Annotated in this window: 13 protein-coding genes; 6 read left to right on the plus strand and 7 right to left on the minus strand. The window is 41.7% G+C overall.

What is annotated here, in order from left to right:
* From K1X56_09600 to K1X56_09625, 6 genes are all read right to left on the minus strand, one after another.
* A partial coding sequence (locus tag K1X56_09600; protein ID MBX7094966.1) for a tetratricopeptide repeat protein occupies nt 1-1,053 on the minus strand: 1,053 nt, incomplete at its 3' end.
* Entirely contained in the window at nt 1,053-2,060 is a 1,008-nt protein-coding gene (locus K1X56_09605; protein MBX7094967.1) for a PorP/SprF family type IX secretion system membrane protein, read from the minus strand. The genes K1X56_09600 and K1X56_09605, both read right to left, overlap by 1 nt.
* Before the next feature lie 40 nt (nt 2,061-2,100).
* On the minus strand, nt 2,101-2,370 hold the full coding sequence (locus K1X56_09610; GenBank protein ID MBX7094968.1) for a hypothetical protein: 270 nt from the start codon (nt 2,368-2,370) through the stop codon (nt 2,101-2,103).
* 36 nt (nt 2,371-2,406) lie between these two features.
* Entirely contained in the window at nt 2,407-6,789 is a 4,383-nt protein-coding gene (locus tag K1X56_09615) for a T9SS type A sorting domain-containing protein (GenBank protein MBX7094969.1), read from the minus strand.
* 208 nt (nt 6,790-6,997) lie between these two features.
* A complete protein-coding gene (locus tag K1X56_09620; GenBank protein MBX7094970.1) occupies nt 6,998-7,294 on the minus strand; it encodes a hypothetical protein in 297 nt (98 codons plus the stop codon).
* The gene (locus K1X56_09625; protein ID MBX7094971.1) at nt 7,291-7,962 is read right to left on the minus strand and encodes a DUF2490 domain-containing protein; all 672 of its coding nucleotides are present in this window, start codon (nt 7,960-7,962) and stop codon (nt 7,291-7,293) included. The genes K1X56_09620 and K1X56_09625 overlap by 4 nt, the downstream gene beginning before the upstream one ends.
* A 78-nt stretch (nt 7,963-8,040) precedes the next feature.
* On the opposite strand from K1X56_09625, the gene K1X56_09630 reads away from it, so the two are divergent.
* The 6 genes from K1X56_09630 (at nt 8,041) to K1X56_09655 (ending at nt 16,599) form a co-directional block, all read left to right on the plus strand.
* The gene (locus tag K1X56_09630) at nt 8,041-9,327 is read left to right on the plus strand and encodes an MFS transporter (GenBank protein ID MBX7094972.1); all 1,287 of its coding nucleotides are present in this window, start codon (nt 8,041-8,043) and stop codon (nt 9,325-9,327) included.
* On the plus strand, nt 9,327-10,235 hold the full coding sequence (locus K1X56_09635) for a GNAT family N-acetyltransferase (protein MBX7094973.1): 909 nt from the start codon (nt 9,327-9,329) through the stop codon (nt 10,233-10,235). Before K1X56_09630 ends, K1X56_09635 begins: the two co-directional genes overlap by 1 nt.
* A 78-nt stretch (nt 10,236-10,313) precedes the next feature.
* Nucleotides 10,314-12,416 carry an ATP-dependent DNA helicase RecG gene (recG, locus tag K1X56_09640; protein MBX7094974.1) on the plus strand — a complete coding sequence of 701 codons (2,103 nt, stop codon included), beginning with the start codon at nt 10,314-10,316 and terminating at the stop codon, nt 12,414-12,416.
* 60 nt (nt 12,417-12,476) lie between these two features.
* The gene (locus K1X56_09645; GenBank protein MBX7094975.1) at nt 12,477-13,847 is read left to right on the plus strand and encodes a hypothetical protein; all 1,371 of its coding nucleotides are present in this window, start codon (nt 12,477-12,479) and stop codon (nt 13,845-13,847) included.
* A complete protein-coding gene (locus tag K1X56_09650; GenBank protein MBX7094976.1) occupies nt 13,844-15,196 on the plus strand; it encodes a VWA domain-containing protein in 1,353 nt (450 codons plus the stop codon). The genes K1X56_09645 and K1X56_09650 overlap by 4 nt, the downstream gene beginning before the upstream one ends.
* Nucleotides 15,187-16,599, plus strand: coding sequence for a VWA domain-containing protein (locus K1X56_09655; GenBank protein ID MBX7094977.1), 1,413 nt, complete (start codon nt 15,187-15,189; stop codon nt 16,597-16,599). The genes K1X56_09650 and K1X56_09655 overlap by 10 nt, the downstream gene beginning before the upstream one ends.
* A gap of 13 nt (nt 16,600-16,612) precedes the next feature.
* Here K1X56_09655 and K1X56_09660 read toward each other — a convergent pair whose 3' ends face one another.
* Nucleotides 16,613-18,703: an OmpA family protein gene (locus K1X56_09660; GenBank protein ID MBX7094978.1), complete on the minus strand. Its 2,091-nt coding sequence runs from the start codon at nt 18,701-18,703 to the stop codon at nt 16,613-16,615.
* Between the last annotated feature and the right edge of the window lie 16 nt (nt 18,704-18,719).

Raw genomic sequence — 18,719 nt, forward strand, 5'->3', positions numbered from 1 at the left:
TACATTTTCTTCCACATCATAAAAGGGAGTGATTTCATCATCGATGGAGTTCACATTTTTTCCTGCGTTTTTTGCTTTAGTATGTGTGCCGGAAGTGCCGATTTCTGAATACCAAATATCCATTTTCCCTTCACCGCCATCCATATTACTCGAGAAAAATAAAACCTCACGATCGCCAACACGTGCAACCATTGGTTGAGTAGACGTAAATCCTTCTTTGTTTACGCCGCCGTTTACTTCTTTGGGTTCCGACCATTTTCCATTTTTAATATCGCAATACACAATTTTACATTGAGGTCCATCGCAACGTGAAAAGTAAAAACGCGATTGGTCCGAATTAAAACAACCATTGGCATTGTGCGTCATAACTGAATTAATCAGCGTATCCAGCGAAATGGTTTTGCCAAATTCTTTTCCTTGTTTTTCGTTCGAGTAAATTTTGATTTTGTAATTGGGATCATGGATTTCAAAATCGCCCTTTACATTTTCGGCACGGAGTGATGTGTAGTACAGGGTGGAGTCGATCCATGAAGAACCAAATTCCGAATCGGTAGAATTAATTTTTTCGCCGGCATTGTACATTTTATATCCGACCGTATCTTTTTTTTGCGACTTCATGGCAAAGGCGCAGGACTGCATCTCCTGTCGCGCTTTCAGGTATTCGAACGATTTCTTTTTGGAAGAAAATTGTTTGGTAACCAGTTTAAAGTTTTTCTGCGCTTCTTTATATTTCCCATTGTATTTCTGCATGGTAGCCAGATAATACAAACTGAGCGGAAACAATTTACTCTGTTCGCGATAATAGATTTTATCGTAATAATATTCGGCCTTTTCGTAGTCGTTATACAAACGCAAACATTCGGCGTATTTCCATACGATGTTGATGTCGAGACTATCAATATCCAATGCTTGTTTGTAGTAAATGGAAGCGCTGTAATAATCACCAGCATCATAATTTTTATCGGCAAACTTTATCAATTGTTTGTAGTTCTGTGCAAATGCGGTTTGCAGAGAAAAAATCAATAATGCTATGAAGAGGATTTTCTTTTTCATCAGATGTAGTTGGGACAAATCCTTCGTTGTATCATTTTAGGCCGGAATACATCGATGATATAAATGACTCCAAATTCAAGTGCACCACGGTACCGGCTGGCAGGTACGAGTTTAGAAATATTGATATCGTACGAAATACCAGCAACCCATTTATCGTAATCGATTCCTACTGATAAATACCCTGCATCCGAAGAACGATAAAATGCTCCTGCCCTTACAGCGCGGTAAACTCCTTTTTCGTTTACGAGAATATATCTCACTTGTGATCCTGCAATTAATTCCTTGTAGGTTCCCTGAAATTGGGAATATACCGACGGCACGATTTCGAGTTTGTCGTTCAATGCATAATTCATGGTGGCATGAACATTAAAACGGCGGTCGAGTTGAATACTGGTTACATCGAAATAACTTTGTTTGGGTTTGGAAATATTTGCCAGGGCAATTCCCCCTGTTATGAAATTTCGCGCACTTAATTTTTTGTAAAAGGCTGCACCCAATTGCAGATTGACATACGTTCTGCTTTCGCGGGCAAAGTTTTCACCTGTGCTTAAGGATGGATCGTAATAAATTCCATTGTATTGGTTATCGAAACGCAAGGCATCATAACTCAGGTTTCTGCTGGTTAAACCTAACATGGCACCTGCTGTTATTTTTAAGGTGCTATCCTTCACCGGAAGAAAATAGCTGCCCGATAAATTGCATTGGAAGGTGTGGAATTTGGAATCGCCGGCAATGTCGTTATTAATGGTCAAACCCAATCCCAGGTTTTGTTTGTCCAGTGGCTGGTATCCGTCGGCCGATAGGGAAAAGGTGCTATAAGGCGTGGTCACTGATCTCCATTGGTTGCGGTAGTTTCCTGCAAAACGATAGGAACCCTCGAATAATCCGGTGTTGGCGGGATTTAAATTTAGCGGGGAAAGGTCAAACTGCGAATAATGAATATCCTGTCCGAAAGTATTCAGATGGGATATAAGCATAACCAGCAGGACTACGAGTGACTTCCGCATATACCGAAAGATAGCGAAAAGTCCAATTCCAACAAAGTGCTTATTGCAGTTCGTTCAGACGATCAATGAATTCAAGGGTTTTCTCGTCGAGCTCCAGCTCCATTTTTTTGTATTCAGCTGCCGCATTTTCGCTTTTGCGGGCCTTTCCAAAACGGGTGATGAGGTCGTTACGGAACTGAATGGCATCGTTTAAAAGGGGACGAATTTTCTCTTCGCTTACATTTTCGAAATCATGCAGGGTTAAACATTCGTCGATGATGTCGAAACAAACTGCATTGATGTTCGCTTTCAGTAATTTTCTGGATGCCATAGTTTTTAATTTTTTACAAAACTAATAAATTTTGCCTCAGCGCTGAAGGATTAATTTCCGAATCAGGTAATGATCGGCGTATTTCACTCTGAACAGGTAAATTCCATCGCTGTATTTATTCATGGCAATATCCAGTTTTACCCTTCCGTTTAGTGGAATACGCTCCATGAGTTGTCCGTTGGAATTTAAAATTTCTAATTGTCCCTCTATATTCAAATTCCCGAAATCTACCGTAACACGATCGAAGGTAGGGTTAGGATATAAATTGAACTGATCATTGTAGATTTCACGTATACCGGTTGCATCCATCACCAGAATGGTGAATGAAAGCGTATCCGTACAGCTGTGGTTACTCAGAATATTCGTAATGACATAAGATCCTGTATCGGCATAACTGTGTGTTGTGCTACTGAATGTAGATGATCCTCCATCTCCAAAATCCCAATAGAAATTAGTGACCTGCGAACTGCTCATGTTAATGAAAGAAACGGATTGTCCAACCCCAACAATGGAATCATTCAGAATGAAAGAAGCCGTTGGATAAGGATATCCCGCATTTACCACCACCGTGTCTCGGTGAGCGCAGTTGTTGTCGTCGGTAACTGTTACGATGTACATTCCACTGCACAAATCGGAATAGCTGTTGTTGTTGCCAAGACTATTGTTCCATTGCAGCACTAAATTTCCGGTTCCGCCACTGGCACTTGCATTAATTGAACCATCGCAATCTCCACCGCAGGTTTCATTGGTTCCGGATGCATTTACAAGTGGAGCATTTGGATTTTCAATTACAACAAAATCATTTTTTACACAACCATTTTCATCCGTAACGCTTACCGTGTAAGTTCCGATATCGAGATTGCTGATAGCATTAGTCGTGCTGCTATCCGACCAAAGAATAGCATATGCACCGGTTCCTCCGGTGATGTTAACCGAAGCCGTTCCGTCCTGAATACCGCAATTTGCATTGGTAAAATTGCTGCTCAGAATTAATTCATCCGGTTCGGTTATTTGTATGCTTGTGTTCGCAAAACATCCTTTCGCATCGCGCACAAACAAATCGTAGTTCCCTGCGCAAAGTGAATAAATGGAATCGGTAATGGCAGCGTTGGACCATGAATATTCATAGGGAGATGTTCCTGAAATGATCGTTGCTTTAATGTTGCCGTTGCATGCGGCGTGACATAACATATTATTGGAAGAATAGGTAATTGCAACTTCGGGATTCACATGAACGATTGCGTTTTGTGTAATGGTGCTTGTGCTTGTGCCGTTTCCTGCAGTAAGCGTCACCGAATAGGTGCCTGCATTGGGATACATTACAACAGGATTTTGCAAGGTCGAGCTGGATGGATTTCCTCCCGGAAAACTCCAGTTCCAGGTGTTGGTTCCACTCTGAGAAAGATCGCTAAACTGTACTGCGTTTCCGGCACAGATTTCAGGTTCGGGTGCAGAAAAAGAAGCGTAATAAGTGGATGCAATGCAAAAATTATGTGTTACGGTTGAACCGTAATTTCCATTGGAATTTGCATTCTGAACAAGTACATTTCCTGAAGGATCTGTAAGTTGATACGAACCATTGATGTCGCAACCATCGGCCATTCCGTTAAGTCCGTTACCTTCGGTATCATTCATGGTTAACGTGTAACAATTTGCGCTTAAACAAAAATGTTCGGTGACATGCGTACCACCGTCGATCCAGTTATTGACATTTCCGGGATAATCGCCCGGTGTTTTTTCATACAATACCGTTGCTCCGTTTTTTAATTGCCATGAAGTTTCTTCTCCAAAACAATCCAATTGTAAATTCAATTCAGTGTGTACTGCATTAACAATTCCTGTAAACGGTATGGTGAGCGTATCGTTAAACGGATCGCTGTCGTTCGTGTTGTTGGGAAGAGATGTCCAAACTCTAAACGTATGCGCACCTGCAACCACAGGTAATGCCGGTAATGTAATTTCAAGATTCGATTGTGGTGCAAGAATTCCATTCCAGTTATAAACTGCAGGTGTTCCGTTATCCACATTGTAGGAAATTACTGCTGAATATAAATTTTGATCGCTGCTATTGGTCAATACAATTTCCGGTGAGAAATGTGATCCGCAAACTTCATTGGTAGGATAGTGGACATCACTAATGCGAATATCATTGATGACATACGAATACAAATCCGATTCCCAGATTCCTCTTCCATACATGGCTGCGCGAATTTTTCCGCTCAGGTAGTGAATTTCAAGTTCGCGCACAATACCGTTTGGTAATCCGCCGCTGAATAATACCCATGCTCCACTAGAATTATCGCGATAATAAACACCCAGATCCGTTCCGAGATATAAGGCATCGTTGCTGTTGTTTTGATACACGATGGTGTTGGTTGGAATGTTAGGTAATCCCTGCGAGTAATTGGTCCAGGTTTGACCCGCATTGGCTGAGTAATACACTTTCTGATTATTGCTAAATCCGCTTAAACAAACCCACACTTTTTCGGGATCCTGATTGCTAACGGCAATGTATTGAATGGCTGCACTGCCCGGGAGTCCGGAGGTGCGATCGGTAAATGCGCTTCCGTTGGTGGTGACGTAAAATTTATTGGTTTTGGAAACGTAAATATAATTTGGATTAGAAGGCGCGTAGGCAATGGCATTAATTTTTGTTTGTCCGGAACCAATGCTTCCTACTTGCGACCAACTTGTACCTGCATTGGTACTTTTCCATAATTGCGATTTTCCGACGAGCAATGTATTGGCATTGGTTGGATGTTGTACAAATGGTGTAACCCATTCGCCGTCTTCATCCACACCAGTTCCACCTGAACCTACTACATTGGAGAAGTTGTTTCCTCCATTGGTGGATTTATAAATATCTCCGTAATAATATTCACCATACATGGTGGAAGGATTGTTCCAGGATACCAATGCTTCCATTCCATCGCCGCCTAAAACCTGACGATAATTTGGTGTGGAAAGATTTGTTCCGTTGTCCTGCCAACCGGAAATAATAATGGTTGAATTGGTTGGAGATCCACCCATGCGGTAGATTTGTGCAACATGTAAATTAGAGGATAAATCGGTCCATGTATTTACATTGGCTTCGCGCACAAAAACACCGCCGTCGCATCCGGCATAAAGTTTATTGTTGTGCGGATTATATTCCAGCGTGTGAATGTCGGCATGTACATAGGGCAATCCTTGTGCGCCGTACCAATGCGCAACACAGGTCATGCTGGATCCTCCATTGGTAGATCGCCAGATATTGACGCCTCCGGTAAAAATGATTTCAGCATTATTTCTGTCCACCGCCAGAGCGAGATCGTAATTTCCTTGTCCGCCCGTATCGCCTCCATTTGCATCCCAGCCAAGAATATTCGGACTATCCGTTCGCAATGTAAAATTCAATCCCGCATCAGTAGAACGATAGATAGCGTAAAATCCTTGTCCCACATCTGAAACAAGCAGATAAACGTAATTTGGATTTGCGGGTGAAACGCCAATGTTAATCCGAGCCATTACGGAGGATGATCCGAGTCCGGATGTAATTTGTGTGAAGGTACTGGCAGTATCGGTAGAGCGATAAAATCTCCCGTTGCGCGCTGCGTATACAACGGATGGATCATTTGGTTTAAATTCGATATCTCGGTGAAGTGTTCCGGAAGTGAGTGTCCAGCTTTGTCCGCTGTTCCAACTTTTATATATTCCGTTAGCGGTGCTTGCAATAATGATGTTGGTGTCCACCGGGTGAATTAAAATTTTATTGACGGGTACATCTACATTGTTGGCAAATGAAAGTCCCGTTGTATTCCAGGTTAAACCGCCGTCGTACGATTTATAAATTCCGAGTCCCCACTGATCTCCTCCATCCTGATCGCCGGTTCCCATATACACGATATTTGGATTTAGCGGATTAAAGGTGATGGCAGATACCGCAAGTGTTGGAAGTTCGTCGGTGGTGCAAATCCAGCTTTGTCCTCCATTGGTACTTCTCCATAATCCACCCGCAGGAGCTCCAACGTAAATGATATTCGGATCGGTAGGATGAAATGCGATGGCATTGATTCTTCCTGCTCCTCCGCCATTGGGAACAGTGCTGTTTCCGATGTAGGACCAATTTCCTGCTGCATTACGAAATGCGCCGGCTTGATGCATTTGTTGTTGTATGATGGCGGTATTGCGTAATTGGTGTAAATCACCACTGGGGTAAACACGTGGAGCAACAAAATCTTCCCAGCGTTTAAATACTTTCCATCCTTTACCTCGTTCAATGGTTTTGCCCGCCCAGTAATTTTCAAAAGCGGCTTTGATGTCGTAAAAATTTGCAGAAGTGTCCTGCGCTACTTCCCAATATGGACGATTGGTGTTTTGCGCCGAGAGCATGGATTGAATTCCAAAAAAGGAAATCAGTAAAAGAGATTTAATTTTCATATGCGTTGTAGAGAGGACCTAAATATACAATGGAAAGAGCAGGTGCTCAATTTAAAATTCAGCGGATTATTGGCTTGAATCCGAATGTCAGTTTAAACGGTAAATGCCTCTGATAAATGGCAATGTGTTTTTATCGAATGAGGGAACGGTACAAAATCGCTGATGAAGTGTAGCGAATAAAATTAAAATAGCATCTTTTCTGTTATTCCTATTTTAAACTAAAAGCACATTTTGCAGCTTCTTTCAGAATAGCAGCTCCGTCGAGCGAATTGGCTTTTTCAAGATCCAGATTCTGTGAAATATTATCGGCAGCACAGGTACAAAACTGATCTGCTTTTTCCTCATTCATCAATGATGCTACTTTGGTTTTGCAGTCTTTCTTGTATTTTTTTATTTGTTTTTTGGTCCAGTGTTTCGCTGCCGCTTTGGCTACCGATTTACAGGATACAGGAACAATCATCAGGCTTATTCCGGCAAATGCCAATAGAAGGATAGATTTTTTCATAGTCCAAATGTAAGCCACAGTACGTGATTGAGTTCGTATTTACCGGATTTTTTATCCAGTAAAATATTCATATAGGCCAATTCGATATAGCGCGATTTTTCGAATTTTCTTCTGAATCCGAGGTAGACGCGGTTCTGGTCGAAACCGAAACAGTTAAAGTTGTGCGATTGAAAAAGGACTTCATCGGCAAGGATGATTTGATTTTTTGTGTTTTTTAAATCAATGGCCATCCGGTACTGATATCTGGGACGATGATAGGGAATCCGGTGTTCGGGGTCTTTCAGATTTTCCATTAACTGGTATTCCCAACGAAATCGACTTCTGAAACTGATTTTTCCGTTTTTCCAGTCTTCCTGTATCACGAAGTGAAAACGATGTTCATTGGCCGCTTCTGCTCCTGAATAGGGATATTGGTTGGAAAAAGCATATCCTGCTCCGAGTTGAAGGTGATCGCTGAGTGCATAGGCAATTTGACCTCTGTACAATTGTTGTCGCCAATGCAAGGGAAAACCGTAGAAGCGGAGACTTACATCAAAATTCAGTTTTATTTTATTGATCTTAATGTCCTTGGCAACCGAATTCCACGATTCGTAATGTTCTGCAACTACCTGTGCTCTGCTCGACTGAAGGAGCAGAATTGACAACAGCAGGAGGAGGTGTTTTTTCACATTCAAAAATAGCCATTTTATTTCCAATCGTTAAATATTCCTCAGGTTTTGTATTTTCACACTTTACAATTTGGCACTATGAAATCCAAAGCTCATATTTTAATCATCGTGGTAGCTGCACTTGGCTATTTTGTAGATATCTATGATCTGGTTTTGTTTGGTGTAGTTAAAAAGGAAAGTTTGGATCAGATCATGGCTTCTTCATCACCCGCAGAGCGGGCTGCTATGGGGAAGTTTCTGTTTAATATGCAGATGATTGGAATGTTGTTAGGAGGTGTAATCTGGGGAATTCTGGGTGATAAAAAGGGACGATTAAAAGTCCTGTTTGGTTCCATCTTATTGTATTCTGCCGCCAACATCATTAATGCGTTTGTAAGTGATATTCCTACTTATACCATCGTGCGGATTATTGCGGGAATCGGATTGGCGGGTGAATTGGGTGCGGGAATTACATTGGTTTCCGAGATGATGTCGAAAGAAAATCGGGGTTATGGAACGATGATTATTGTCACCTTCGGTGCATTAGGTGCGGTGGTAGCTTCCCTGGTTGGTGCAAAAGGTGAAAGCATTGGTAATTTCCTTGAATCGCTGAGTGGATTTTCATTTGCCAATTGGCAGGTGGCGTATATCGTTGGCGGATTAATGGGCATTGCGCTATTGTTGTTGCGGATCGGTACCATAGAATCAGGTATGTTCTCCACCATTAAAACGGAGAAACATATCCGGAAGGGTGATTTTCGTTTGATCTTTTTTCATTGGGGAAACTTTAAAAAATACATGTGGTGCATATTTGTGGGCATTCCGATTTGGTATGTGATTGGATTATTGGTGATGAATTCTGCCGATGATTTTGCACCTCTATTGGGTGTAAAAGGAATTTCAAATGGAATTGCAGTGATGTATGCTTATATCGGATTGTCGGTTGGCGATTTAATTTCCGGATTATTAAGTCAGCTATTACGCAGCAGAAAGAAAGTGGTGTATTTGTATTTGGGAATGACCCTCTTTTTAACCGTTTTATTTCTCTTTTTCTCCAATGGAATTTCCAGTTCAACCTATTACTTCTACTGTTTTTTATTGGGAACAGCTACCGGATACTGGGCAATATTTGTGACCATTGCAGCCGAGCAGTTTGGAACCAATATTCGCTCAACGGCTGCCAATACGGTACCGAATTTTGTGCGCGGTTCTGTGAGTCTGATTGTCCCCCTGTTTTCCATATTGGTTGGAGCAAGTATGGGTAAAGATATTTCTGCATTGGTAGTTGGAATCATCTGTCTATCGCTGGCTTTTTACGGAGCATGGAAATTGCAGGAAACCTTTGCCAAGGATTTGGATTATGTTGAGGACCATCATGAAATCTGATGAGTGAATTTCGATTGATAGCGCGAAAGGATTTGGATCTTGCTCAATGGGATGAACTGGTGCAGCGTTCGCCCAATGGTAAAATCTATGATTTATCATTTTATCTCGATGCAGTAGCTGAAGATTGGATGGCGATTTGCAAGGACGATTATTCCGCAGGAACCAGTTTTGCTTTTAAAAACAGAGCGGGTTATAAAAATATTTACCAGCCATTTTTTCATCGTCAGTTTGGCCTTTTATCGCTCAATGATTCCGCTTTTATCGAAGTTTTTCCTAAGGACATAAAGCATATTCACTGGTGCTCTTCCGTTCCCGATTTGTCATTTCCGTACAATGAAAAATGGATGTATCAGGAATTGATGATTGACCGGAGTTTGGAGTCCATCCGAAAATCCTATTCCGAAAATGCGCGCCGCATGATAAAAAAATCGGAACTGAATGCGCATCGTATTACGGAATCGGATAATGTGGACCGTTTCATTCAGTTTTTCAGAGATCAGAAAGGCGATGATATTAAAGAATTCAAAAAAGATGATTACGAGCGCTTACGATTATTGCTAAAAGGCGGAATACGGAAGGGACTCGGGAAAATTGTGGAAGTGCGTGCGGGAGAAGAGTTAATTGCTACCGGATTTTTTTGGTTTTTCAAGGACCGTATCACCTATTTAAAAGGCACCGCCAGTAAACAAGGCAGGAACGAAGGCGCAATGTTCGCACTTTTTGATTACGTCATCTCCACCGCCTCTTTCGATGCCAAAATTCTTGATTTCGGAGGATCCCGCATCCCTGCCATTGCACAGTTTTATAAACGATTCGGAGCGCAGGATGTTTATTATTATTCGTATCAATCGGGTAAACGTCCCTGGTATATTCAGTTGGCATCATCGCTGAAGCGTCGCTTTCAATAAGTATAATTCAGGGCGGATTGTTGACAAGCATATCGCTTCTTAACATCTTTTTTATTCAGGTTATGTTATTTTTACCCCATGGCTGTTTTACCTGAAACATCTGTTGAATTTCTCAAAGGAGTGGGTCCGCAACGTGCCGATACGCTCAAGCGGGAATTGGGTATTTTCACCTGTGGTGATTTGCTTCATTTTTTTCCTTACAGGTATATTGATCGCAGTAAATTTTTTAAAATTTCTGAATTGAATTCAGAAATGCCTTATGTTCAGTTGCGCGGAAAAGTAATTTCCATGCAGGAAATACAAGGGAAAGGACCTTCGCGGTTGACGGCTGTTTTTTCTGACGATAGCGGTTCGGTGGAGTTGATTTGGTTTCAGGGTGCAAAATTTATTAAGAGCAGTATTAAACCCGGACAAGAATATGTTTTGTTTGGTAAGCCGAATTTATTCAGAGATAAATATTCCATTCCACATCCGGAACTTGAATTGTTAAGTACGTATCAATCGGGCATAAAAGGAAACCTGCAAGGGATGTATTCCTCTACGGAAAAAGCAAGTGCAAAAGGATTTAACAGCAAAGGAATTGAAAAATTAATGCGGATTTTGGTTCCAGAGTTATTGTCCTCCATTACCGAAATTTTCCCTGATGAATTATTGAAACGGTATTCGCTTCCGGAACGCAAATTTGCCTATGAACAGATTCATTTTCCTACCAGTCACGAAAACATGAATCGTGCTGTTTGGCGAATGAAGTTTGAAGAATTGTTTTTTCTTCAATTGCAATTGGTCAGAGCTAAAATAACACAGACCAAAAAAACAAAAGGATTTTCCTTTTCCGAAGTAGGAGAGATGTTTAATCGGTTTTATAAGGATCATCTTCCTTTTGAATTGACGAATGCTCAAAAGCGAGTAATTAAGGAAATACGCAAGGATATGGGCACCGGTGCACATATGAATCGCCTGGTGCAGGGAGATGTTGGTTCCGGAAAAACAGTTGTTGCTTTGTTGTGCATGTTGATTGCTATAGATAATGGATTTCAGTCCTGTTTGATGGCGCCGACAGAAATTTTAGCTACTCAGCATTATCAAACTTTATCGGAATTGCTTTTTGGAATGCCGGTGCAAATCCGATTACTCACCGGTTCAACCAAAACATCGGAGCGCAATGAAATTCATGCCGGAATAAAAGATGGCAGCGTTCATATTTTAATTGGAACACATGCGTTAATTGAACCCGTTGTGCAGTTTAAAAATTTAGGATTGGCTGTGATTGATGAACAACATCGATTTGGAGTGGAACAACGCTTTAAACTCTGGAAAAAAAATGCACTTCCGCCTCATGTGTTGGTCATGACCGCCACTCCCATTCCGCGTACGCTGGCCATGACTTTATACGGGGATCTCGATGTAAGTGTAATTGATGAATTACCTCCGGGAAGAAAAGCCATTAAAACGAGTCACCGTTTCGATTCATCGCGCATTAGCGTTTTCGGATTTATGGAAGAACAAATCAAAGCGGGTCGACAGGTCTATGTCGTTTATCCATTGATTGAAGAATCGGAAAAAACGGATTACAAAGATTTGATGGATGGCTACCAAAGTTTATCACGACGTTTTCCTTTACCGGAATATCAGATCAGTATTGTGCACGGACGAATGGCTCCTCATGCCAAAGAAGTAGAAATGCAACGTTTTGCAGATGGAAAATCGCATATAATGGTGGCCACTACCGTGATTGAAGTGGGGGTGAATGTTCCCAACGCATCAGTGATGGTCATTGAAAGCGCGGAACGTTTTGGTTTATCGCAATTGCATCAGTTGCGAGGAAGGGTTGGGCGTGGAGCTGATCAGAGTTATTGCATTTTAATGACGGGAAATAAATTAAGTAACGATGCACGTTTGCGAATGGAAACCATGTGCAGAACCAATGATGGATTTGAAATTGCAGAAGTAGATTTGAAATTGCGCGGTCCGGGTGATATTATGGGAACGCAACAAAGCGGAATGCTGGATTTAAAAATTGCAGATCTGGCCAAAGATGGTGATGTTATGAATGCCGCACGTCAGGCAGCGATTGATCTGTTGGAGAAAGATCCTGATCTCGGTCAAAGTTCACATCAGGGTATTCGTCAGCGTTTGTCGGAAATGTTGAAGAATCGTCCCAATTGGAGCCGAATATCTTAATATCATTAACGTTGCTACACTTCACTTTTAAATGTCGTTAATTCACCGTAGTTTGTATAGATGAGAAGATTGATTACGATAGCAGGATTGTTTTTTAGTGTGGCTTTACCGGCCCAGAATCTGGTTTATAATGCTTCGTTTGATGAAGGATTACCGGATAAACCGATTCATTACCGTTCGGAGGGTGGATCATCGGGTAGGACAATCATCAGTCACTGGGTTTCGCCGAATATGTCCTCACCGGATGTGTTTAATTCGCCATTTAGTTCTGCAGAACAAATTCCCTGTGCGGTGGGAAGAAGTGGACGAGGAGTAATGGGTTTGGTGATGTCGGAAAGTAAAAACATGGCCATGCATTATGGCGGTTGTTTTAAAGAATATATCCAGGGCGAATTAAAAGATGGCCTGGAAGCTGGAGTGTATTACAGGGTTGAATTTTATATTGCTTTAGACCGCACTTCGGGTTTTATTGCGAATAACATCGGATTGTATTTTTCGAAGGAACGCATACATCGTGAAGATAAATTTGGATTTGATGTTCAGCCTCAGATTATGCTATCGAACGATTCGGTGGTTACTACTTCTGCGGGCTGGGTTCGTGTTATGGGGTTGTATGAAGCACAAGGGGGAGAAAAGTACATTACCATTGGAAGTTTCGGACAGGATTTTATGATTCCTTTATCGAACTTTAATTTGAAACCGGAGGTTCAATCCGGACATACCCATCGCAATGCTTATTATTACATCGATGATGTGTCGGTAAAAAAAAGTGATCCCACCGTGCCCGGAAATGTTTTTCCCGAAGAACCGAAGACAGTCAATTTTATTTTGAATGCAGGAGAAGAGGAGATGTCGCCCGAGTACCTTTCCGCCTGGATTTCCCAATGGAAAATTGCCATTCCGAAATTGTCGCCACAAACCAATCTCAATTTTTTTATTGCATCTTCCGATAGTGTCACTTTATTCAGAAATAGTTCGGCAATAAGTCTGGTCAGTTCCAAGGAAAAAATTTCGTTTAGCAGCATAAAAGCATCGAATGATCCGGATTACAATGGATCGGTAATGGATTTTATTTCATTAATGAAGCGTTCGGAGGAACCGCAGCATTTTGTGTTGATTCACGCCGGAAGAAAAGGATTGCGTGCGGAAACCCGCGAGACCATGAAACGCGCATTTGCGGAACAGAACACCACCTTTAGTGTGATCCAATTAGGAGGAAGCACTCACAAGGAAACCCGTAACCTTGTAGAAAATCTTGGAGGCAGTTATCAGATTTGGGATAAGGAACATGAACAAGCCATGATGGAATCGCTGGATAAGGTTGAGCATTTCAGAAACCGACTAGTTTATGCCGAATCGCGCACGAAAAAGACCTTGTATTTTATTGGTGCATTCGGATTACTGGCTATTATTATTGCAGGAACATTATGAGAATACTTGTGCTTTTGATGTTGGTGTGCAATCAGCTTTCGGCACAAGAAAATTTAATTCCTAATCCTTCTTTTGAAGACAGCAGTATAGCCACCCGTAAAAAATACGAAGGCATGGGAGAAGCGGGTCGTCCACTCTGCAAAGACTGGATTGTTCCAAATCAATCCTCTGCCGATTTTTTACCGGATCATCGTTCGATGTTACTGGGTTATCCCGCAGCTTTAGCACACAGTGGTGAAGGTCGGGTAGGAATTATTCTGGCAGCAGGTTCATTTGCGCAGAATGCCGACAAAGGAAGTTATAAAGAATATGTGCAAGCACGCTTTATTCATCCGATGGATAGCGGAAAACGATACCGGATTGAATTTTACATTGCACAAGATCGCATCGATAAACATTTTGCGCTGAACATTGGTGCTCATATTTCCAAAACACAATTGCTGCGGAACGATCATTTTGCGTTTACGGAAAAGCCTCAGATTGTTTATGAGGAACGGAAAACAGTGACGGCCGAGCAAGGGTGGGTGAGGGTTTGCGGAGAGTATTTATCGCAAGGGGGAGAGGAGTGGATTACTTTAGGTTCTTTTGATACTACGCGTATGATTTCCATGCGTAGCATTGGTAAAAAACCGGAAAAGAAAAGTGTTCGTGCTGCACGTTATGCTTATTATTATCTCGATGATGTCAGCGTAATTGAACTCCGGGAAAATGAAAACTGCAAAAACAGCAGTAGTCAATTTCAACAATGGTATTTTTTAATCGATGCTTCTGAGTCGATGAATAAAGAAGGAAAATGGAATCATTTACCCGAAGGAATAGCACAGGGAATTTCCTATACCGCTGAAGGAGATCATTTGCAGTTGTACGGATTCAATGATGAAGTTTTTTCATTGGGGAATGATACCATCGCTCAAGCGTACGATTATTCAGCATTACTTCAGTATCACCCAAAGGGTGCAACGGCGGTGCAGCAGGGATTAAAAAAAATCTATAGCGAAATTTCACAGCATCCGGAAAATACTTCGGTGGTGTTGATTACGGATGGTCAGTTCTCGCTTGGAGCATTTAAGGATACGATTGAACGTTATTACAAGCATAGAAATATCTCTTTTTCGGTGCTACAGATCGGATCGAAAAACAATAAATCGTTGCGGAAAACGGCAGAGCGAAATGGTGGTTATTACTTGTTATCTGATGATTCCGAATATGGCAGGGAAATTGCTGGTATTGTTCAGAATGAAATGAAGGATCGCGAAGAAGTGAATTATGGGAAAGGGAAATTTTACGTTACTCCCGCTTTTTTGTTTACCTTGATTCTTACGCCTATTATTGTTGTACGATGGCTTTAAGGACAATTTTATTATTCGGATTAATGCACTTGACGGTGTCGCTGTTTTCGCAGGAAAATCTGGTGATCAATCCGGGTATGGAAGAAACTGTTCCCACTCCGCCAACGCATCATTGGAATACTAAACTGAAAGTGAATACGCCACTAGCTCCGGATTGGTTTACGGCAACCGAAGCAACGGCCGATTATTTTAATTCGCATGAATCGACCATGATGGGATCGCCAACGGTGGTAGCGCATCGCGGACAAGGTCGTATTGGTTTTATTTGTGGTGCGAAAAATAAATATACCCGTATCGATTATAAGGAATACCCAATGGGAAAATTGGTTCGTCCACTCGAAGCCAATAAAAATTACTGCGTCACTTTTCATATCGCGCTCGACGGTAGTTCGAAGTTTGCCATGGATTCCATCGGATTTTATTTTTCGCCTGAACCGGTAGGATTGCAGCAAACGACATTGATAAAAGTGAAACCTGCTTATGTGATGCCTGCTGATAGTATTGTGACTGCAAAAGATGGTTGGGTAGAAGTGAAAGCGGTGTATCCTGCCAATGGGGGAGAGCGTTACATTGTGTTTGGGAGTTTTTCTCATAAGGATCGCATAAAATTAAAATCCATCGGCGAGCATCGTCCCAAACGATTTCATTTTTCGAAAGTGAAAAAATTAGCGTATTACTATCTCGATGATGTTTCCGTAAGCGAATTACCGGATAGTACGGATCGTCCCTGCCTCAGTGGTAAAACAAAAAACGTAGCGAAGAGTAACCGTTATTTGTTTTTGGTGGATGTTTCCGGCTCCATGCATGCCGGCGGAAATTTAGATTCAGTGAAGCAGGCCTTAAAAAATAGCATTCGCGAATTGCCGGCAGAAGCAGAAGTGGCCATGGTAAGTTTTTCGGGAGAACCTAAATTGATTGTTCCGTTTTCTTCTCCGCAAGCTGCGGGACTAAATGCATCCATTGATTCGTTGAAACATGGAGGCTACACCAATGTGGCTAACTCCATTGAATTTGCCTATAACTATCTTCAAAAATCGGAAAAGGCAGAAGGGACAAGCATCATGTTATTTACCGATGGAATTTTTGAAGTGAATGTGCCGACCAACAAACGCATTCTTCAAAATTATCACGATCATCAGATTCGCTTTTCGACTTTCCAATTTGGCGATCGCACTAATTTTGATTTGGAAAAAGTAGCAGCAGCCACCAAGGCCGATTATATAAAAGTTCAATCAGAACAACTCAACGATATGCTGGCTCCGCATTTGTACGATGTAGTTGAAATTCCCAATAAAGAAAAAGTGTACTACACCCATATGCGATTTGAAATGATAGCTATTCGTCCACTTCGCTATTGGCTGTTTATTCTGATTGGCGTTGCCCTGGGGGTGAAGTATTTCTAACAGGAACTATTTTTTATTTCGCAGTAATCACAAATTCTGTTCTACGGTTTAATGCACGGTTGGCATCGCTGGTGTTGGGGACTTTCGGTTTGGTTTGTCCAAATCCCTGCGCTGTAATCCGTTCCTGAGAAATTCCTTTTGAAATGATGTAGGCCATTACCGCTTTCGCACGATTATCGGAAAGCGTCAGGTTTTCATTTGGATTACCGCGGTCGTCGGTGTGACCATGAATGGCTATTTTAATATTCGGATTCTCCTTGAGGAAAACGATGAACTGATCGATCACAAATTTGGTGGCAGCACTTAATTCATACGAATTCGTTGCGAAAAGAATGTCCTTCATCGTGTAGGCTTTTCCTACTTCTATTTTTTCCGCTTTTAAATCTGCAGCCTTAATCACAGGAGATGTGGAATTGGAAGCAATTAATTTCGAATCGAAGGTGCGGTCTTCCGTTTTAACGGTAATAACGGCATCATTTCCTTTTTCTACATTGATAACCGCAACGTATTTTGCATCGTCGGGATCAACTTTTATTTCTTCTTTTTTATTGGAATTGGTGTAGGTGATTTCCAGTTTAGCATCGGTAACGGGAGCTCCGTTTTCATCAATGACTTGTCCTTTTACCAATATTACTTTTTCGGGACGCGCTTTTTCGGGTAATTCAAAACGGTAGATGTCGAGACCCTTCGCATTTTTTAATTTGGAAGATGCATAATATGCCAGTTTACCATCAGTGCTCACCATTAATCCATGTTCATCTTCTGAAGAATTAATCGGGTATCCGATGTTTTGTGGTTTGGTCCAGCTTCCATCTTCTTTTTGTTTTGTAAAGTAGATATCGTATCCGCCGGCACCCCAATAATTTTCATTCACCTGTGCTGCGAAATATAAGGTTTTGGAATCGCTGTGCATGAAAGGTGCTTTTTCATTGCCCTCGGTGTTGATGGCCTGCAAAGGACGGGCAGGTCCCCATTTCCCATCTTCTCCGCGATTGGAATACCAGATATCAGTATTCATTTCCTGACCGGGAATATCGCGTACAACGGCGAAATAAAGTGTTTTTCCATCGGCAGAAAGGGATGGTTGAGCTTCCCATCCATTCGGCGTATTAATTCCTGAGCCTAAATTTTCGAGAGCCGACCATTTGTATTCGTACTTGCCGGTATTCATGTTTTTGATGCGTTCGTATTTGGAAGAATACAAATCGCAATTGTTGTAATCGGGAATTCGTTTGTTGTCTTTTCTGCAGGCGCAAATGATCATTTCTTTGTTGTCGACCGATATCGTTGCTCCACCGAAATTATCACCATAGATGTTAAACGGTGCCGGGAGTTTGGTCCCTGCATCGAAGGGGGAATTTAAGTCGGGACGTTGCGATAAGGTGAATTCTTCAACTACGCGACTTGTTAAATCGCCCAATGCTTTTCGGTCTGCCTTCCGTGTAAAAAACAATAATTCGTTATCGGGCGAGATCATGGGTAAATATTCATCCGCTTCGGTGCTCACGTTTTCCACAATAGCGGGAGCAAAGGGGACAGGATTTTTAAAGAAGGTGGAATAAAATTCAATCTCGGGCAGAATCTCTTTTACATCTCTTTTTTTCTCGGGATGATCCAATGCCATTTGTGCATCGTCGGTGATTTTAAATTCCAGAAACTGATTGAACCAGCTCAAGGCATTTTCATAATCTTCGCGCGAGTAGGCGATAACACCAAGGTAATAATAGGGATCGGAATGGTATTTCGGACAAGCCGCAATAAGTCGACGGAAATAATCGTCGGCATATTTATAATCTGTTCCATCCGCATGCGCTTTTTTAAAGGCTTTTACGCCGAGTTGGTACAAACAGGTGGCACAATTCTCATCGATGGCCAGAGCGTCGATTAAAGCTTGTTTACGGTCCTTCGGTTCAACTTTGGTATCGTTGGCTTTTTCAACGAGTTTCTTTACTTTTTTGTCGCTGATAACTCCGCAGTCCTCATCGTCCTGAGCCACTGCGCTCAACACCATGAACAATGCAGTAATGGTTAAAATGGTATTTTTCATTGATCTCCTCCTTAATTCTCCACCGCCGATTACGGTATTTTTTCTATAATGTTTCAAAATGAAAGAAGTTACG

This window comes from Flavobacteriales bacterium (genome assembly GCA_019694795.1).
Classification (GTDB): Bacteria; Bacteroidota; Bacteroidia; order Flavobacteriales_D; family UBA2798; genus UBA2798.